This window comes from Pseudomonas sp. KH_046_2 (genome assembly GCF_057838985.1).
Map to the genome: position 1 here is coordinate 4382800 of NZ_CM174480.1, position 16862 is coordinate 4399661.

15 protein-coding genes are annotated in these 16862 nt (G+C 61.1%); 6 read left to right on the top strand and 9 right to left on the bottom strand.

The genetic code is table 11. The annotated features are described in order from the left end of the window. The first annotated feature begins 40 nt into the window (after window positions 1-40). Window positions 41-727, top strand: a complete 687-nt coding sequence (gene inhA, locus AC3IX1_RS19805) for an isonitrile hydratase (RefSeq protein ID WP_489385490.1) — start codon at window positions 41-43, stop codon at window positions 725-727. A gap of 286 nt (window positions 728-1013) precedes the next feature. On the opposite strand, the gene AC3IX1_RS19810 is transcribed toward inhA, so the two are convergent. Continuing rightward, window positions 1014-1502: an SRPBCC family protein gene (locus AC3IX1_RS19810; protein WP_489385491.1), complete on the bottom strand. Its 489-nt coding sequence runs from the start codon at window positions 1500-1502 to the stop codon at window positions 1014-1016. A 278-nt stretch (window positions 1503-1780) separates the two neighbouring features. On the opposite strand from AC3IX1_RS19810, the gene AC3IX1_RS19815 reads away from it, so the two are divergent. After that, window positions 1781-2182: a lysozyme inhibitor LprI family protein gene (locus tag AC3IX1_RS19815; RefSeq protein ID WP_489385492.1), complete on the top strand. Its 402-nt coding sequence runs from the start codon at window positions 1781-1783 to the stop codon at window positions 2180-2182. A gap of 139 nt (window positions 2183-2321) precedes the next feature. On the opposite strand, the gene AC3IX1_RS19820 is transcribed toward AC3IX1_RS19815, so the two are convergent. From AC3IX1_RS19820 to AC3IX1_RS19830, 3 genes are all read right to left on the bottom strand, one after another. Beyond that, window positions 2322-3347, bottom strand: coding sequence for a histone deacetylase family protein (locus AC3IX1_RS19820; protein WP_489385493.1), 1026 nt, complete (start codon window positions 3345-3347; stop codon window positions 2322-2324). A 151-nt stretch (window positions 3348-3498) separates the two neighbouring features. After that, a complete protein-coding gene (locus tag AC3IX1_RS19825) occupies window positions 3499-4728 on the bottom strand; it encodes a Zn-dependent hydrolase (protein ID WP_489385494.1) in 1230 nt (409 codons plus the stop codon). A gap of 25 nt (window positions 4729-4753) precedes the next feature. After that, the gene (locus tag AC3IX1_RS19830; protein WP_489385495.1) at window positions 4754-6064 is read right to left on the bottom strand and encodes an MFS transporter; all 1311 of its coding nucleotides are present in this window, start codon (window positions 6062-6064) and stop codon (window positions 4754-4756) included. 484 nt (window positions 6065-6548) lie between these two features. Here AC3IX1_RS19830 and AC3IX1_RS19835 point away from each other — a divergent pair, with 484 nt between their 5' ends. The 4 genes from AC3IX1_RS19835 to AC3IX1_RS19850 all read left to right on the top strand — a co-directional run bounded on the left by AC3IX1_RS19835 (window position 6549) and on the right by AC3IX1_RS19850 (window position 10938). After that, complete coding sequence (locus tag AC3IX1_RS19835; protein WP_489385496.1) at window positions 6549-7400, top strand: sugar phosphate isomerase/epimerase family protein; 852 nt, start codon at window positions 6549-6551, stop codon at window positions 7398-7400. 14 nt (window positions 7401-7414) lie between these two features. Further along, complete coding sequence (locus AC3IX1_RS19840; RefSeq protein ID WP_489385497.1) at window positions 7415-8485, top strand: isopenicillin N synthase family dioxygenase; 1071 nt, start codon at window positions 7415-7417, stop codon at window positions 8483-8485. 46 nt (window positions 8486-8531) lie between these two features. Beyond that, window positions 8532-9326 carry an ABC transporter substrate-binding protein gene (locus tag AC3IX1_RS19845; protein WP_489385498.1) on the top strand — a complete coding sequence of 265 codons (795 nt, stop codon included), beginning with the start codon at window positions 8532-8534 and terminating at the stop codon, window positions 9324-9326. A 64-nt stretch (window positions 9327-9390) separates the two neighbouring features. Beyond that, the gene (locus tag AC3IX1_RS19850) at window positions 9391-10938 is read left to right on the top strand and encodes an amino acid ABC transporter permease/ATP-binding protein (protein ID WP_489385499.1); all 1548 of its coding nucleotides are present in this window, start codon (window positions 9391-9393) and stop codon (window positions 10936-10938) included. Between the two features lie 23 nt (window positions 10939-10961). Here the strand turns inward: AC3IX1_RS19850 and AC3IX1_RS19855 are convergent, their stop codons facing one another. Genes AC3IX1_RS19855 through AC3IX1_RS19875 form a run of 5 tightly spaced genes read right to left on the bottom strand, consistent with a single transcriptional unit; the run spans window position 10962 to window position 16690 of the window. Next, entirely contained in the window at window positions 10962-11795 is an 834-nt protein-coding gene (locus AC3IX1_RS19855; protein ID WP_489385500.1) for a class I SAM-dependent methyltransferase, read from the bottom strand. After that, complete coding sequence (locus AC3IX1_RS19860) at window positions 11789-12946, bottom strand: acyltransferase family protein (protein ID WP_489385501.1); 1158 nt, start codon at window positions 12944-12946, stop codon at window positions 11789-11791. The genes AC3IX1_RS19855 and AC3IX1_RS19860 overlap by 7 nt, the downstream gene beginning before the upstream one ends. Beyond that, complete coding sequence (locus AC3IX1_RS19865) at window positions 12943-13809, bottom strand: class I SAM-dependent methyltransferase (protein WP_489385502.1); 867 nt, start codon at window positions 13807-13809, stop codon at window positions 12943-12945. Before AC3IX1_RS19865 ends, AC3IX1_RS19860 begins: the two co-directional genes overlap by 4 nt. Then, window positions 13806-15110: a glycosyltransferase gene (locus AC3IX1_RS19870; protein WP_489385503.1), complete on the bottom strand. Its 1305-nt coding sequence runs from the start codon at window positions 15108-15110 to the stop codon at window positions 13806-13808. The genes AC3IX1_RS19865 and AC3IX1_RS19870 overlap by 4 nt, the downstream gene beginning before the upstream one ends. Beyond that, window positions 15104-16690, bottom strand: coding sequence for a glycosyltransferase (locus AC3IX1_RS19875; protein ID WP_489385504.1), 1587 nt, complete (start codon window positions 16688-16690; stop codon window positions 15104-15106). Before AC3IX1_RS19875 ends, AC3IX1_RS19870 begins: the two co-directional genes overlap by 7 nt. Between the last annotated feature and the right edge of the window lie 172 nt (window positions 16691-16862).

Consider the following 16862-nt stretch of genomic DNA (forward strand, 5'->3'; position numbering starts at 1 on the left):
TAGAGTCAAACCGTCCACCCACTTCACGAGAAAAAACACCATGACGTTGCAGATCGGTTTTCTGTTGTTCCCACAGGTTCAGCAACTGGACCTGACCGGCCCTTATGACGTACTGGCCTCGCTGCCGGATGTGAAAGTGCATCTGATCTGGAAAGACCTGATGCCGGTCAGCGCCAGCACCGGCCTGCTGTTGAAGCCGACCACCACCTTCGATGATTGCCCGGCGCTGGACGTGATCTGTGTGCCCGGAGGCAGCGGCGTCGGGCCGTTGATGGAAGATGACCAGACCCTGGACTTTCTCAAGACCCAGGCCGCCAACGCCCGCTACATCACCTCGGTGTGCACCGGCGCGCTGGTACTGGGCGCGGCGGGACTGCTCAAGGGTAAACGCGCCACCACTCACTGGGCGTATCACGAGTTGCTCAAGCCGCTGGGCGCAATCGCGGTGAAAGATCGGGTGGTTCGAGACGGCAATCTGTTGACTGGCGGCGGCATCACCGCCGGTATTGATTTCGCCCTGACCCTGGCCGCCGAGCTGTTCGACCAGGCCACCGCCGAGCTGGTGCAGTTGCAGCTGGAATACGCACCGGCCCCGCCGTTTACCGCAGGCAGCCCCGAGACGGCCCCGGCCAGTGTGCGGGAAGAGGCACGCCAGCGGGCTGCCGGCTCGTTGAAGCTGCGGGCGCAGATCACCGAGCGCGCGGCGGCGAAACTCGACCGACAGTGAAGAAATGGCGGCGGGAACCCGGTTCCTGCCGCCACGACTTTTCCTGCGCCCACAAAAAAACCCGCCGAAGCGGGTTTTTCCAAGACCATGACGACTCCTTGTCGTAGCGTTCCTTGCATATGGTCGATCATCCATGATCCTGAGCACATCCTGTGCTTCAGTGGGTGAGGCCAGAATACGCATCGGATCCAATTTGTAACAGGCGATATCGCTACCATCGCGTGTAAGACATTCGCTATATACCACCTTCCGAAAACCCCTAGACGCCTCAGGTTTCGAGCCGGCTTCAGCCACTCTGTTGCTCATGGGACTTGGCGTTGTCGATCAAAAACTGCTCGATATTGTTCATTTGCTCTTCCCAGCCACGACTGTCCATGCGGAAAGCCTTTTCGCGACGGGCCTGGGGAACGTGATCGAAACCGGACTCAGAGACCTTGAGCAAGGTTCCTTCGTCCATGTCTTCGAGCTCGAATTTCACCAGGGTGGTGGGTTCCTGGGAGTAATCGACTTCAGGGTTCACGGCATACGGGTGCCAGCGAAACGAAAACAGTCGCTCCGGCTCGACCCGCTCTACCAGTACATTCCAGCGCAAATGCTCATAACCGGGATAGGTAATCTGCCCCTGGGTCCACTCGCCTGCCACAAAACGCTTGCCCTCCAGCGCCACGCCAAACCACTGTCCGAACATTTCGGCATTGGCCAGCACGCGCCAGACCTGCGAACGCTTGGCCTTGAGCAGGACTTTCCTTTCGATGCGATCAGATGCTGGGTTCATAAGTCACCTCCTGTACTTGAACAGTAGGTCAGTAAGACCACAAGACCAACTTTAAAGTTGTACCAATCGGGATTTGCAATCAACCATACCTGAGATGTTCGGTTGCATTTACGCGGATAAGTTCTGCGGCAATCGCAAAATCAGCGGGTCGAAACTGCTAACGTTCGCCCTCGAAACAGCATCGAAAAGGATAGCCACATGAAAAACCTGCGCGGCAGTTGCCTGTGTCCCTCGGCGCTACACTGCACCTCTCTTTCGGTCACAGCGAGCACTCCAGCATGAACCCACGCTTACTATTGGCGCTGACGCCTCTGTTGTTCACCTCCATGGCGTTCGCCGTGGACTGCGACAATGCCAGCGACCAGGCGACGATGAACCAGTGCGCGGCGCAGCAGAATGCGGCCGCCGACAAGGAGTTGAATACGCTGTACCAGCAGATCACTTCGCGACTCAAGAGCAACCCGGACAGCAAGAAGCAGTTGGTGGGTGCGCAGCGGGCGTGGGTGGCGTTCCGCGATGCCGAGTGCAAATTCTCGGCGTCCGGGGTGGAAGGCGGGAGTGTGTATCCGTTGATCTACAGCAACTGCACCACGGAGCTGACCAAGGCACGGGTTCAGACGTTCAAGAACTACCTGAAGTGCCAGGAAGGGGATTTGAGTTGTCCGGTGCCTGGGGTTTGATTTTGTGCTGTTCTTGAGGGCCTCTTCGCGGGCAAGCCCGCTCCCATATGGGCCGGTGTGAATGCAAATATGCGTTCCAACTCGGTCACCTGTGGGAGCGGGCTTGCCCGCGAAAGCGATCTTCCAGACACCCAGGATCTCAGAGCTGCCACACCTCAGGGCTCACAAAAAACGCCCGCGCATTATCCTCCAGACTCTCCAGGTGATAGCCGCCCTCCTGCACAATCAGGCACGGCAATCCCAGGCTGCGAATCCGCTCACCAAGCACGGAAAAACCTTCGCGAGTCACCGCCACCTTGCTTTGCGGGTCCAGTTCGAAAATATCGAAGCCCAGGGACAACACCAATACATCGGCACCAAACTGCGTCACAGCGTTCAGCGCTACATCCAGTTGCGCCAGAAAATCCGCCTCGCTGGCGCCATGGGCCATCGGCAGGTTGAGGTTGAAACCCTCGCCCGCCCCGACACCACGCTCTTCGGCAAAACCTGCGACACCCGGATAGAAGTTGGTCGGATCGCCATGCACCGAAACGTAGAGCACGTCATCGCGGTCGTAGAAAATCTCCTGAATGCCCTGGCCGTGGTGCATGTCGGTATCCAGCACCGCTACCCGCGAAAAACCGGCGCGCAATACCTGCGCCGCCACCGCCGCGTTGTTCACATAACAGAAACCACCCGCCGCTTCGGCCCGGGCGTGGTGACCCGGTGGACGGCACAGGGCATAGGCTGCCGGCTCGCCATCGAGCAACGCCCGGGCCCCGGCGATGGCGCTTTGCGCCGACCAGTAGGCGGAACGCCAGGTCTGCTCGCCCACCGGGCAACTGCCATCGGCCAGATAACGCGCCGCCTGCGCGAGAATCCCGCGCAAGGCATTGGGCTCGCGGACAAAGATGTTCGACATCACCTCGTCGCCCCAATCCTCGGGAATCTCTTTCCAGCGCTGATGGGCCTCCTGCAAGAACCTCAGGTACGGCGCACCGTGCACCGCCAGCAGCGGATCGAGCCCGGCATCGGCCGGTTGCTCGACACTGAAACCCAACGCATGAGACGCCTGCACCAGGCGCTGCGCACGCTCCGGCACTTCCTGCGGCGTGCGCATCTGGCCACGGGAGTAGTAGCTGCGTGGATGATGGAGCAATTGTTCGGGGTGGAAAACACTGCGCATGGAGTGAATACCTGTCAGTTAACGAAAATCTTTTGGCCGAGCCCGTACCACTGTAGGAGCGAGCCTGCTCGCGATGAGGCCGGCACATTCAACATTGATGGCGACTGATCCACCGCAATCGCGAGCAGGCTCGCTCCTACAGGGATTGTGTTTAGTCGGCCTTCCCGGCGCGCGACAGCACCGCGTTGAGCAACACATCGGTGCCCTGCCGCACATCCTCGGGCAGCACATCTTCGGCTTCGTTGTGGCTCAGGCCGCCCACGCACGGGATGAACACCATGGCTGTCGGGCAGTACCGCGCCAGGTGGATCGCGTCATGCCCGGCGCCGCTGACGATCGACTGCTGAGCGTAGCCCAGGCCATCCACGGCCTGTTGCACCGCCGCCACGCAGTCCGCGTCGAACGGCGTCGCCGGGCTGATCCAGTGCGGGGTGATCGCCAGTTTCAAACCGCGAGCATCGGCAATCGCCTGCAGCCGCGCACGGACCTGTTGCTCCATCGCCTCGATGGTTTGATCGCGGTGATGACGCAGGTCGACGGTGAAGTTCACCAGGCCCGGAATGGTGTTGCGCGATGACTTGTTGATGCTCAACTCGCCGACCGTGGTCAGGCCTTCGGGGGCGAAGTCCGCCGCCAGGCCTTCGATGGCCTGGACCATCTGCGCCACACCGTACAAGGCATCCTTGCGCAACGGCATAGGCGTGGTGCCGGCGTGGGCCGCCATGCCTTCGACCCGCACGTCGAGCCAGCGAATCGCCTGGCCTCCGCTGACGACGCCGATGCTCTTGGCGTTGTCTTCAAGGATCGGCCCTTGCTCGATGTGGGCTTCAAAGTACGCATCCACCGCGCCACCCAGCGGGCGCTCGCCGGCAAAACCGGTGCGTTGCAGCGCCTCGGCGACGCTGATGCCATCGATGTCGCGCACCGCCAGCGCGGCGTCCAGCGCCATGATGCCGGTGAACACCGCCGAGCCGAACATCGCCGGGGTGAAGCGCGCGCCTTCTTCGTTGGTCCACACCGCCACTTCCAGCGGCTTGCGGGTCTGGATGCCCAGATCGTTCAGGCAACGCACCACTTCCAGGCCGGCGAGCACGCCGTACACGCCATCGAACCGCCCTCCTTCGGGCTGGGTATCGAGGTGGCTGCCCATCATTACCGGGGCAGCGTCCGGATCGGTGCCGACGCGGCGGGCGAACAGGTTGCCGATGGCATCCACGCTCAAGGTCATGCCGGCTTCACGGCACCAGTGGGCAAAGAGTTCGCGACCGGCCTTGTCCTCGTCGCTCAGGGCCAGGCGGCAGCTGCCGCCACGGACGGTGGCGCCGATTTCGGCCATCGCCATCAGACTCGCCCAGAGGCGTTCGCCATTGATCTTCAACATGTGCTTCTCCAGGAAAATTCAGGGGTCAGGCCTTGGCCAGTTCCAGGCGTTCAGCGCTGGCATGGCGACGGGCAAGGGACAGCACACACAGCAGCGAAGTCGCGGCGATCAGGCTGTAGAACACCGCCATCGGCCACCACTGGCCGGCGAACCTGTGCACCAGCAGCGTGCCGATCAGCGGCGTCAGGCCACCGGCCAGCGCGCCGCAAATCTGGTACGCCAGGGAAATCGCCGTGTAGCGCACACGGGTCTCGAACATGCCGCTGACGTAACCGGCGATCACCGCATAGAACGACGCCATGCACACCACCGCCAACGCAATGCCGAGGATGATCAGCGGCGCCTGGGCCGAACTGACCAGCACGAACATCGGGTACGGCGACGCCATGGCCAGCAGCGACACCAGGCACAGGAAGCGGGTTGCCCCGACCTTCTCGGCGACCCAGGCCGCCAGCGGCTGAATGCAGAACTGGATGATCGCGACGAAGAACAGGCACTCGAGGATCAGTGAACGCGGAAGTTCGAGTTGCTGGGTGGTGTAGGCGATCATGAAGGTGTTGGTGAAATACACCCCGGCGATCCCCAGGGTGTTGGCGCCGATGCACAACAGCAGCGGCCGCCACGCGGTGCGCAGCACCTCCATGACCGGTGCCTGCTCCTTACGCTGGCTTTTGCTGGCCTGCTCGCGGCTGGCAAGAAACTCCGGCGACTCATTGACCCCCAGGCGAATCGCCAGGCCCACCAGCAACAACAGCGAACTGGCGAGGAACGGCAAGCGCCAGCCCCAGCTCATCAGGTCTTCTTCCGGTAGACGGGTGACCGCGCTGAAGGCCAGCAGCGACAGGATCAAACCTGCCGGGCTGCCCAGTTGCGCAAACGAGGCGAAGAAATTGCGCCGGCCTTTCGGCGCATGCTCGCCGGCCATCAGCACCGCCCCGCCCCACTCGCCACCCACGGCGATGCCCTGGACGATGCGCAGCACAATCAGCAGCACCGGCGCGGCGGCGCCGATTTGTGCGTAGGTCGGCAGCAAGCCGATGCACACCGTGACCACGCCCATCATCAACAAGGTGATGATCAGCGACTTCTTGCGGCCAATGCGGTCACCGATATGACCGAAGACAATCCCGCCCAACGGCCGCGCAAAGAAACCCACGGCGAAGGTGCCGAAAGCGGCCATGGTGCTGAACAGTTTGTCGTCTGAGGGGAAGAACAGCGCGCCGAACACCAGCGCGGCGGCGGTGGCGTAAATGTAAAAGTCGTACCACTCGATCATGGTGCCAATGAAGGCAGCGGCTGCCGCACGGCGCGGCTGGGACGAAGCGGGAGGCTTCATGGGGGACTCCTTTGGTTATTTTTCTGGCAGGAGAGAAACGGCAAATCCGCGGCGCTCTGGCGGCGCCGGTCTGGGGATGATTTTTCGTTCCGGGAACATGATTAGTCAATTTTCTATTTATTATTCGAAGTATTACTACAGCTTATAATTGAGGGCTGCAGCCCTTCTCTACAGGCAACAAGCGGCCAAAAGAGAACCCTCAGCGGCCCGGTGTCGCTTGGGCGTCTTCAAAACGATGCCGTAGTGATGGCATCTCTTGCCAAGACCCAACGTAGACACGTTTTCGTCGATAAAATCCCTCCTTGGCAGCGCTATAAATAGCTAGCTATTTGTTAATAAAAGTCTGAAGTATTCATTTGAACTTTCAGATTCTTTCAGTGCGCGGCCTGTGCCTAACATCGACTCCACAGCGAACCAGCCTCTTGGCAGCCTGGCGCCGTCGAAGTGCTTTTGCAGTAGGCCTTGGGATTTTTGAGGATCACCGATGAAGCTGGAAATTTTTCGCACGCTGTGGGGTTACACCGCCAGCAAGGCCCAGGCGCTCGAGGAGTTGCTGCAAGCGGGCTTTGATGGCATGGAAGCACGCCTGCCACTGGACGCCCGTGAACGGGCCGAGTTTGGCGCCTTTCTCCAGGCCAATCGCCTGGGCTATATCAGTACGGTCTTCACCGCGTACGATGTGCTGCCGGAGCAGTCGGCGACCCCTGCCGTCCACCTCAATGACCTCGACCAGAAACTCGCCTGGGCCGCCGAACTCGGCCCGCGCTTCGTCAATGTGCTGGCGGGCAACGATCGCTGGTCCTTGCCGCAACAAGTGGAGTTTTTCGGCCAGGCGCTGGATCTGGCGCGCAAGCACGGCCAGGTCTGCAGTTTCGAAACCCACCGCTCGCGTTCGCTGTTCAACCCCTGGGTGACCCTGGAGTTGATCCGGCAATTGCCCGATCTGCTGTTCACCAGTGACATCAGCCATTGGGTGGTGACCTGCGAGCGCCTGTTGAATGACCCGGCCGATGACCTGAGCGCTTTCATCGAGCGGGTTCACCATATCCAGGCCCGGGTCGGTTATGACCAGGGACCGCAGGTCCCGCACCCGGCGGCCCCCGAATATGCCAGGGAACTGGCTTTCCACCAGCAGCACTGGGAAAGCATCTGGCGCTCGCAGCAAGCCCGCGGTTACCAGGTCAGTACCCTGACCCCGGAGTTCGGCGCCGACGGCTACCTGCATCATTTGCCCTTCACCAATGTCCCGGTCGCCGACCTGTGGTCATTGAACGTGTGGATGGGCCAGACCGAGCGTGAACACTTCGACCGTTTCAGCCACTCAAGCAATCCTTAGGGAGCCGATGCGTCATGCCTGACAACAAAAACAACAGCGCCAGCACTGACACACACAAAGCCAACTTCAATAGCATCCCGGTGGTCAACATCGCCGGTCTGTTCAGCGTCGAACTGGAACACCGCCTGGCCGTGGCCGAACAATTGGGGCGCGCCGCCAGCGAGGTCGGGTTCCTCTACATCACCGACCACGGCATCGACCCGCAACTGATCGCCAACCTGCGCAAGGCTGCCAAGGACTTTTTCGACCAGCCCATCGACACCAAGATGCGCCACTACATCGGCACCTCGCAAACCCACAAGGGTTTTGTACCCGAAGGCGAAGAGGTCTATTCCAAGGGCAAGCCGGACCACAAGGAAGCCTTCGACGTCGGCTTCGAAGTCCCGGCCGATGACCCGCTGGTGCTGGCCAACACCCCATTGCTGGGGCCCAACGACTGGCCGCAGCTGCAAGGTTTCAAGGCGTCGGTGCAGGCCTACTATGAAGCCATCTTCGCCTTGGGCCGGCGCCTGTTCGGCGGCTTCGCCCTGACCCTGGGGCTGGAAGAAAACTATTTCGACAGCCTGGTGACCCGTCCGCCGTCCAAACTGCGCCTGATCCACTATCCCTTCGACGGCGCCGCCCATGACGCACCGGGTCTTGGCGCCCATACTGACTACGAGTGCTTCACCATCCTTCTGGCCGACAAACCGGGCCTTGAGGTGATGAACAATCTTGGCCAATGGATCGATGCACCACCGATTGCCGATGCCTTTGTCGTCAACATCGGCGACATGCTGGAAGTGATGACGGCAGGCGCTTTCGTTGCCACCGCGCACCGGGTACGCAGCGTGAAGGAGGAGCGTTATTCCTTTCCGCTGTTCTATGCCTGCGACTATCACACCCAGATCAAACCGCTGCCCGGTTTCGCCCAGGCAGGCAACGACTACGAAGAAATCACCATCGGCGAACACATGTATGGCCAGGCGCTGCAGACCTATCAGTATCTGCGCCAGAGGGTGGCCAACGGGGACGTTCAACTGCCAGGCAAGGCGCGCAAGCCCGCCAGTTTCGGACATTTGAGAAATCAGGCTCAACCGTCCTGATTGAAGTTTTCAGCTAAACCCCTACCTACGCCGGAGTCAGCACATCATGAAAAACAACAAGAAAAACCTTTTGGGCCTGGCTGTATTGGCAGCCGGCATGTTCGGCGCCTCGGTGAGCATGGCCGCGGCAGACACGTTCAAGGTCGGCATGGAGATCACCTACCCGCCCTTCGAGTCCTATGACAAGGACAAAAACGTGGTGGGTTCCGACCCCGAGCTGGCAACGTCACTGGCCAGGCACATGAACGCCAAGGTGGAGTTCGTCGACACCAAGTTCCCGAGCCTGATCCTGGGCCTGAACTCCGGCAAGTACGACGCGATCATTTCCGGCATGTACATCACACCGGAGCGCCAGACCCAGGCCCAGACCATCGCCTATGCCAACACCGGCGCCGCGGTCATGGTGCCCAAGGGCAGCGAGATCAATGCGAAAAAGCCTGAAGACCTGTGCGGCCTGAAACTGGGCCTGGAACAGGGCACCACCTGGGTCAAGGAATTCAAGAAGCTCTCCGACGAATACTGCGTACCGAACAATAAAGGCGCGATCACCGTCAGCGAGTACCCTTCGGCACCCGAAGTGACCCAGGCCCTGCTGTCCAAAAATATTCAGGCCCAGGTCGAAATCGCTGGCGCGGCAAAAATGATCGCGGAAAAGACCAACGGCCGGGTAGTGATCACCACCGAGCATCCGATCTATCAGCAAACCCTGGGCATCTTCGTCAAGAAAGGTAACGACGAAACCTTCCAGGCCGTGCAAAAGGCCTTCGAGGAGAGCAAAAAGAGCGGTGAATACGCGGCAATCCTCCAGAAATATGGCCTGGAAGAACCGACTGCCAACTAAGAACCTGTCCTTGTAGTCTGGTCATCTGCCTCCCCTGCACCGGGGCGGCAGATCGAGGTGCCCCATGCAATTCGATTGGTCGTATTTCTTATCCCTGTTCTCCCTGCCGGACTTCTGGAAGGCCTGCGTCACGGTGGTCCAGCTCAGCGCCCTGGCCTGGTTCATCGGCATGCTGCTGGGTTTTGTCCTGGCCTCGGCCAAGCTGTCCCAATCGCCCTTGCTGCGCATTCCCGCAGCGGTCTACATCTGGTTCTTCCGCAGCATCCCGTTGCTGGTGCTGGTGGTCTTCGTCTACAACCTGCCGCAATTGTTTCCCGGTAGCGGACCGATTCTGTCGAACCCCTTCTACGCAGGGTTGCTGGCCCTGGTGGTCACGGAAGCGGCGTACATGGCGGAAATCCATCGTGGCGGCCTGATCTCCGTGGCCAAGGGCCAGAAGGAAGCCGGGCGCGCGCTGGGTGTCGGCCTGTTCGGCATGCAACGCCTGATCGTGATCCCCCAGGCTTTCCGTATTTCGCTGCCCACGCTGATCAATGAATACATCACGGTGGTCAAGCTGACCTCGCTGGTCTCGGTCATCTCCCTGACCGAAATCCTCACGGTCGGCCAACGCCTCTATGCCACCAATTTCCTGGTCATGGAAACCCTGGCGGCGGTAGGCGTCTATTACGTGTTGATCGTCACCGTGTTCGGTTACTTCCTGCAGCGCCTGGAGCGCTACCTGGACCTGAACTTCCGCAAGCCGCACACACTCGACGCGGCCACCATCGCCAGGTTCAAGGCCAGCGCCGAAGCGTTGCCCGACATTGCGCGCAAAGCCGCAGGCAACAATACAACGCCGATCCTGCAACTGAAGAACATTCAGAAGAGCTACGGCACGCACAAAGTGCTGCTGGGTATCGACCTGAATGTCGAATACGGCCAGGTGGTCTCGATCATCGGGCCATCCGGCTCCGGCAAGACTTCGCTGATCCGCACCGTCAACGGCCTGGAAACAATCGATACCGGCGACATTCTGTTGTTCGGCGAAAAATTCATCGAAGCGTCGGACAAACCCAACAGCACCCGCCTGCGTAAAGGCGTGCGCCACATCGGCATGGTGTTCCAGAACTTCAACCTGTTCCCGCACCGCACCATTCTCGACAACGTCACCCTGGCGCCCCGTTACCATGGCCAGCCGGGCGAGCTGAGTGAACATCGTGCCTATGCGCTACTGGACAAGGTCGGCCTGCTGGCCCATGCCCACAAGTACCCGCACCAGCTCTCCGGCGGGCAGCAACAGCGCGTGGCGATCGCTCGAGCCCTGGCGATGGAGCCGCAGATCATGCTGTTCGACGAGCCGACCTCGGCCCTCGACCCGGAACTGGTCAACGACGTGCTGAACGTGATCCGCGACCTGGCCAAAGAAGGCATGACCATGCTGATCGTGACCCACGAAATGGACTTTGCCATGTCGATATCCGACCGGGTCGTGTTCATGGAGAACGGTAATATCCAACTGGATGCCGCACCGCAAACCATACGATGCGATGCCGAAGGAGAACGCGTGCGGCGCTTCATGGGCATCAGTACCCGATCGCCGAACCTGTCTGCAACGCTGGATCATGCATGAGCAGGGTGCAGCCTTAATGCCGATCAGGGTTTACGCGCAATGATCACCTGACTTTTCGCCACCACGGCATCCAGCGCCTGCTTGATCTGCGTGCCCCGTGGCGAGGCCAGGATCGCCTGCCAGGTATCCGCCCAGTGGTTGAGCAACGGATGGTCCGGGTTGCTGAAGTCGACCTTGGCTTCCCAGAACAACAGCATCCACATCGACCAGTAGAATCCGTACTGGCTGTGGCTGATCACTTCCAGGCCGGCATCGCTGACCATCGCCTTGAACTGCTCTTCGCTGATGATGCGGATGTGGTTGGGCTTCTGGAAATACTCGGCCGCGGCGATATCTTTCTGTAGGTCTTCGGAGCTGGGGTGCGGGACGCTCAGCAGATACAACGCGCCTGGTTTGCCGACGCGCACCAGTTCAGCGAGGAACTGGGCTGGATCGTCCACGTGCTCGATGACCTCGGTCGACACCACCCGGGTGGCGGTCGCATCGGCAATCGGCAGCGGGTTGCAGTCGGTGACATGACATTCGACGTCGCGGGCCGGTGTATCGCCCAGGCGCTGGCGGGTCGCCTCGACCTTGGCCGCGTCGATATCGGCGATGATGATCTTCGCCCCGCGCATCCCGCAGAAATGCACGTTGCCGCCGTCACCGCAGCCCACATCCAGCAGCGTGTCCTCGGGGGTCACCGGGAAGCCGGTGAACAGTTCGCCGGTCTGCTGATTGAACCAGCCGCTGAGCATCGCGTCGTGCAGGCCGAGCATGTAGGGGTCGACTTTCTCCGCCACTGGCGCCGCGGGCGGTGTCTCTGGCTGCACAGGCGCGGGCGTGGCCGCCGTGAGTTTCTTCAAAAGGCTCAGCATGAGGTGGCTCCAGAGGATGGGACGGCTGTTCGTGAGGTGCCCAGGCGTTTGACCAGCGAGGCGCCGCGGTTGCGCATGGGCATTTCGATGTAGCGATAGTTGAGTTCGCTCAGCAGCACGATCAGGCCGCCAGCCATCAGTAACATCAGAATCGGATGACCAGCCGGACTGGGCAGCCCGGCAGCCTGTAAACGGAAAATGAACTCACGTACCAGCAGGTAGGCCGGGATATGAATCAAGTAAATCCCGTAGGAGCGGCTGCCGACCCAGGTCATCAGGTTCTTGAACACTCCCTTGGGCATCAGGTAATCGCGGTTGTAGGACGCGATCCACACCAGCAGCGCACACAACAGCGCAATCACACCGATTCGGTAATGGGTAAAGGTGAAACGGTCCGTCGCCATGAAACCGAGCACCAGTGCAATCCCCACCAGTGCCGACAAGCCGGCCCAAGGGCGACGCAGGAAAGTCGGCTCCCAGCGCCGGTACGAAGGCTGCACGCTCCACATCGCCAACAACACGCCAAGGGCCAGAGCGTCGGTGCGCACCACCATCAGCATCGGCGTGCGCAAGGTCAACAATTGCACCGCAACCAGCGCCAGCAACGCCCACACCAGATGCTTGCGAAACAGCACGATCATCAGCGGAAACAGCAGGTAGAACTGCTCTTCCAGCGACAGGCTCCAGTAAACGAAACTGGTGCCGTACTCGTAGCGATAAAAACTGTCGGCAAAGCGGAAGTTGGCGAACTGGGCCACGCCAGCCAGGGTCGCCTGAAGGTTCGCGTGCAGGGTGCCGAACGCGCCGGAGCGGTTGAGAAAAAGGCACGCCAGCAACATCAGCGCCAGCCATAACCAGGCCGACGGCAGCAAACGAAAGGCCCGGCGCAACCAGAAATTGCGCGTCTGTTGCCAATACTCCTGACGCGTGGTGCAGCGGCGCAAGGCCGGGATCAGGCTACGGGCAATGACGAAGCCCGAGATCGCGAAAAACAGATCCACGCCCCACCACGGCTGGCTGTACAACGTGATGGCCTGGAACAACGGAACAGCCGCCGCGAACAGGCTGTCCTGCAGGTGATGAAACAGCACGCCAAGCACCGCAATCCCACGCAGCAACTCGATGTCCATGATCCGTTTTTCGTTGCTCATGCGCCCTCCTGGACATGAGGTTTACGGGCAATGATCACCTGGCTCTTGGGCATGAACCGGTCCAGCATCTGCTTGATCGCCAACCCGTCGGGCTGGGCCAGCAAGTCCTGCCAGGTTTTCGCCCAGCTCTCCATCAGCGGCGGATACGGCGCCTGAATCCGGTCGCGAACCGCCCCCCCCAATTCACGCCCGGCAGCCCGCTCGCTGGCCCAGAAGAAAATCATGCCCATGACCCAGAAAAACCCGGTGGCCTGGCGATGTTCGATGACCAGGCCCGCGTCTTCCACCAGCGCGGCGAATCGCTCGGGGCTGAAAATCTGTACGTGATTGGGTGATTGAAAATAGCTGGCCGGGGCGATACCTTTCTGCAAATGCTCGCCCACCGGGGACGGTACGCTCAGCAGGTACAGCGCGCCGGGGCGGCCCATGCGCACCAGTTCGTCCATGAAGGGTTCTGGCTGATCGATGTGTTCCAGCACTTCCATGCACACGACTTTGCTGGCGCAGCCGTCGGCCAATGGCAGCGGCAAACTGTTGCTGACCAGCCCCAGGTTCGCCTTATCCGACTGCTCTTCCACTTGCCGCGCCAGGTCGCGGACCTTGTCGTGTTCACTGTCGGTGAAGATCACCGACGCGCCCTGGCGGACTGCGAACAAGGTCGCCACGCCTTCACCGCAACCGACATCGAGCAAGGTGTCGTCAGCGGTGATGGCAAACCCCTTGAGCAATTCGCCGCTGTCGCCGAGAAACCAGCCGTCGAGCAGGGCATCGTACAAACCGATGTCCCTGGGCGAGACCCGCGTTTCTGATGGGGCGACCGCTACCGGTGCGGGCCGCAACTTCGCAAGCAGGCGCCGAATCATGTGCCCGACGCTTGTGCGCAGTTTGCTTCACGCCGTTGCAGCAACTGCTCGAGCACCGCCTTCAGGCGCTGCTCGGCAACGGCCTGGCTGCAGAATCCCTGCAGGCTGCGCACGGCATGGGCCGACATCCGTTGATAGCGCTCGACGTCTTGCCTGGCGACGTCATGGCTGGCGGAAAATGCCGTGCACAGCGAGTCCCAATCCGTGACGTAACGCAGGGTACGATACGCTGCCCGAGGATCGTGGGGCCAGGATGTCAGCTCGTCAGTGCCTTCGACGATAAACGCGTTGTCACGGTCGATGTAGTCGGCCATGGCGGTGTTCAGCGGCGCAATCGCCGGCTTGCCGCAGGACATGAACTCCATCAACGGCAGGCACTGCCCTTCGCCGTAGGAGCAGTTGACGACGTAACTGGTGGCCTCGACCAGGCGTTCGTAGTCGACGTCGGACAGATAGCCGTGGACCAGCACGATGCGGCACTGATAGGACTGATTCTTGTAGACGTGGTGCAGCATGTCGTTCAGCGCGTTGGCGATGTCATGGTGCGTGAGCTTGAGCACCAGGGTCGCATCGGGCCTGTCGCGAAAGGCGGTGCAGAACGCACTGATCATGTCCTTCCAGTTCTTGCGTCCGTCGTAGGGATTGAACACCGAGGTGTAGACCACGCCCTCGAGCAGCAGCTCACAGTCCCGCGGCGGTTGGTCGAAGGCGATCGGTGTGCCCTCGCGCAAGCGTTCGGGGCCGTAGGGGCGCAAGTCCGTGGTGCGACTGTCGATCAAGAGCCCGCGCAGGTTCAGGCGCGTAGGGCCCACGACCGGACGCTTGTCCAGAAGCTCGCCACGGGCGGCAAAACGGTCCCAGACGGGCGCCGCGATAGCGCTGATCGGGTACTCGGGGCCCATCACATCGCGCACGGCATTCACGGTAAAACTGGAGTGGGTGATCGCCGTCCCGCTGGCGCCCAGCACCGTCCGCCAGTCATGCCGTGGCTCGCCCTGCCAGCTCTCGGTGGGAATGGTGCTGAACTCCCATGCGAACACCGGAATCGTCGGGCACGCGTAGTGGACCGGCGTGCGATGCGGCGGGGAGAAGGACAGGAACACACAGTCTTCGCCCCGGCTCAGGCAATCGAAATACAGCCGATCGACCAGTTCGTCCGGGTTGCTGACCTCGATCACCTGCCCCAGCCGTTCGAGCACCGGGCGGAATTCCTTGAGGACGAAGTAATAGCTGTACTCGGGCCGCCCCAGGTTCTGCTGGATGTTGCTCTTGTTGGTTTCCGAATGAATGATGATCAGCACGATGCAGCCCCCGTTTCGGCAACCACCGGCACGACGTCACGGGCAGGTTCCTGATTGAAGAACAGCGCCAGACGCTGCTGCACCGGGGCGAAGCTGCAGTACTGGTGCATGCGTTCGCTGGCCGCATCCGCCATGGCCTGCCAGGCGTCCGGCTGGTTCTTTGCCATGGCGTAGCTGTTCTCACAAGCCATTTTCAACGAGCCCCAGTCCGGACGGTGGCGCAAGGTGCGGTACAGGATGCGCGCGTCTTCCGGCCAGATCGTCGGCTCCTGGCTGGACTTGACGACGAAGGCCACACGCTCGTCGATGTAGTCGCGCATCGCCGTGTGGTTCGGGGCGATCACAGGCCGTGCGCAGGACATGAACTCCATCAGCGGCAGGCACAGGCCTTCGCAGCGTGAAGCGTTGACGTAGTAACTCGCCGCGCCATAGAGCCGGGCGAACTGCTCGTCCTGCAGATAACCGTGCATGACCACCACGCGACAGGCGAAGGGCGAGAGTTGGGACAACAAGGTGATGAGTTCGACGTAATAGGTCGACAGGTCGTTCTGGGTCATCTTCAACACGAGCGTGGCGTCTTGCACATCACGCAGCGCCCAGCAGAACGCCGTGATCAGGTGGTGCCAGTTTTTGCGCCCGTCGTCGGGGTTGAACACGCTCACGTAGATGACGCCATCGACCTCGATTTCCACCGTTTGGCTGGTGTCGGGGAAAGCCGCCTGTGGGTGCTCATCCGGCACGAAAGCTTCGCTGATTGCAGGCACATCCGGCACGGGCGCTTCGCTGACCGCAGGTTCAACCGGCGACGGTTGAAGCGTGCGAAACCGGGCCAGCCATGGGCGAGCGGCATCCGGCACCAGATCGCGAACGGCTTCGCGATACCACAACAGCAGGTAATGCCTGGTAATGAACAGGCGTCGACGCAGTGTCAACGGCGGCGCCGCAGGTTCAGGTTCCGGCTCGGGTTGAGGCTCGGGTTCGACGATTTCCTGCGGCGGTTGCTCGATGATCGGCGCGATCAAGCCATCGGCGGACAACCCCATCGAGCGGCTGTCCAGGATGCAACCCTTGATCTGCAGCGTGGTGCCCGCGTTCACCGGCGTACCGGGATATTGCTGGCGGATGTCGGCGAAGCGTTCCCACAAGGGCGTCGGCAACACCAGCACCGGGAAGTCGTCGCCCAGGGTCCGGCGGATGGCTTCGGCGGTGTGGGTGGACAAGGTGATCACTCGCCCCAGACGAGCCAGTGTCTGGCTCCAGTCTTGACGCGGATCGTTGTCCCAATGCTCGGCGGGAATGCTGTCGAACTCCCAGGCGACCACGCACACCATCGGGCATTGCAAGTCGGAGGGGGTCTTGTGCGGTGGTGCGAACGAAATGAACAGGCAGTCCTGGCCGGCCTGCTGCAACTGCCGATACAGCGGGTCGACCTCGGCGGCCGTCGAGACGACATGCACTGGCCCGAGGCTTTCAAAGAGCGGTCGATACGCCTTGAGCACGAAGTAATAACTGTACTCGGGACGGCCGAGACTCTGGCTGATGGAGCTGTCGTTGACGTCGGAGTAAAGAATAAAATTCATGGCATCCCACGGTGACGCCGCCATCCCGGCAGCCTCACGCTATGACGGGGAGGATACGGTTCGAGTCAGTGTTTACTGGCGCTCGTCCATCGTCTTCCGGCCCGTCTTCGTTCTTGTTTTAGTAGTCAGTTTCTCGCAGTTTCGAAGCGACGCTGCCGAACCCTGGGTAATC

Coding starts and splice junctions, on each gene's coding strand:
- inhA (WP_489385490.1), top strand. CDS start 41: ATGACGTTGCAGATCGGTTTTCTGTTGTTCCCACAGGTTCAGCAACTG.
- AC3IX1_RS19865 (WP_489385502.1), bottom strand. CDS start 13,809: ATGATTCGGCGCCTGCTTGCGAAGTTGCGGCCCGCACCGGTAGCGGTC.
- AC3IX1_RS19820 (WP_489385493.1), bottom strand. CDS start 3,347: ATGCGCAGTGTTTTCCACCCCGAACAATTGCTCCATCATCCACGCAGC.
- AC3IX1_RS19875 (WP_489385504.1), bottom strand. CDS start 16,690: ATGAATTTTATTCTTTACTCCGACGTCAACGACAGCTCCATCAGCCAG.
- AC3IX1_RS19860 (WP_489385501.1), bottom strand. CDS start 12,946: ATGAGCAACGAAAAACGGATCATGGACATCGAGTTGCTGCGTGGGATT.
- AC3IX1_RS19835 (WP_489385496.1), top strand. CDS start 6,549: ATGAAGCTGGAAATTTTTCGCACGCTGTGGGGTTACACCGCCAGCAAG.
- AC3IX1_RS19810 (WP_489385491.1), bottom strand. CDS start 1,502: ATGAACCCAGCATCTGATCGCATCGAAAGGAAAGTCCTGCTCAAGGCC.
- AC3IX1_RS19850 (WP_489385499.1), top strand. CDS start 9,391: ATGCAATTCGATTGGTCGTATTTCTTATCCCTGTTCTCCCTGCCGGAC.
- AC3IX1_RS19815 (WP_489385492.1), top strand. CDS start 1,781: ATGAACCCACGCTTACTATTGGCGCTGACGCCTCTGTTGTTCACCTCC.
- AC3IX1_RS19825 (WP_489385494.1), bottom strand. CDS start 4,728: ATGTTGAAGATCAATGGCGAACGCCTCTGGGCGAGTCTGATGGCGATG.
- AC3IX1_RS19845 (WP_489385498.1), top strand. CDS start 8,532: ATGAAAAACAACAAGAAAAACCTTTTGGGCCTGGCTGTATTGGCAGCC.
- AC3IX1_RS19855 (WP_489385500.1), bottom strand. CDS start 11,795: ATGCTGAGCCTTTTGAAGAAACTCACGGCGGCCACGCCCGCGCCTGTG.
- AC3IX1_RS19840 (WP_489385497.1), top strand. CDS start 7,415: ATGCCTGACAACAAAAACAACAGCGCCAGCACTGACACACACAAAGCC.
- AC3IX1_RS19830 (WP_489385495.1), bottom strand. CDS start 6,064: ATGAAGCCTCCCGCTTCGTCCCAGCCGCGCCGTGCGGCAGCCGCTGCC.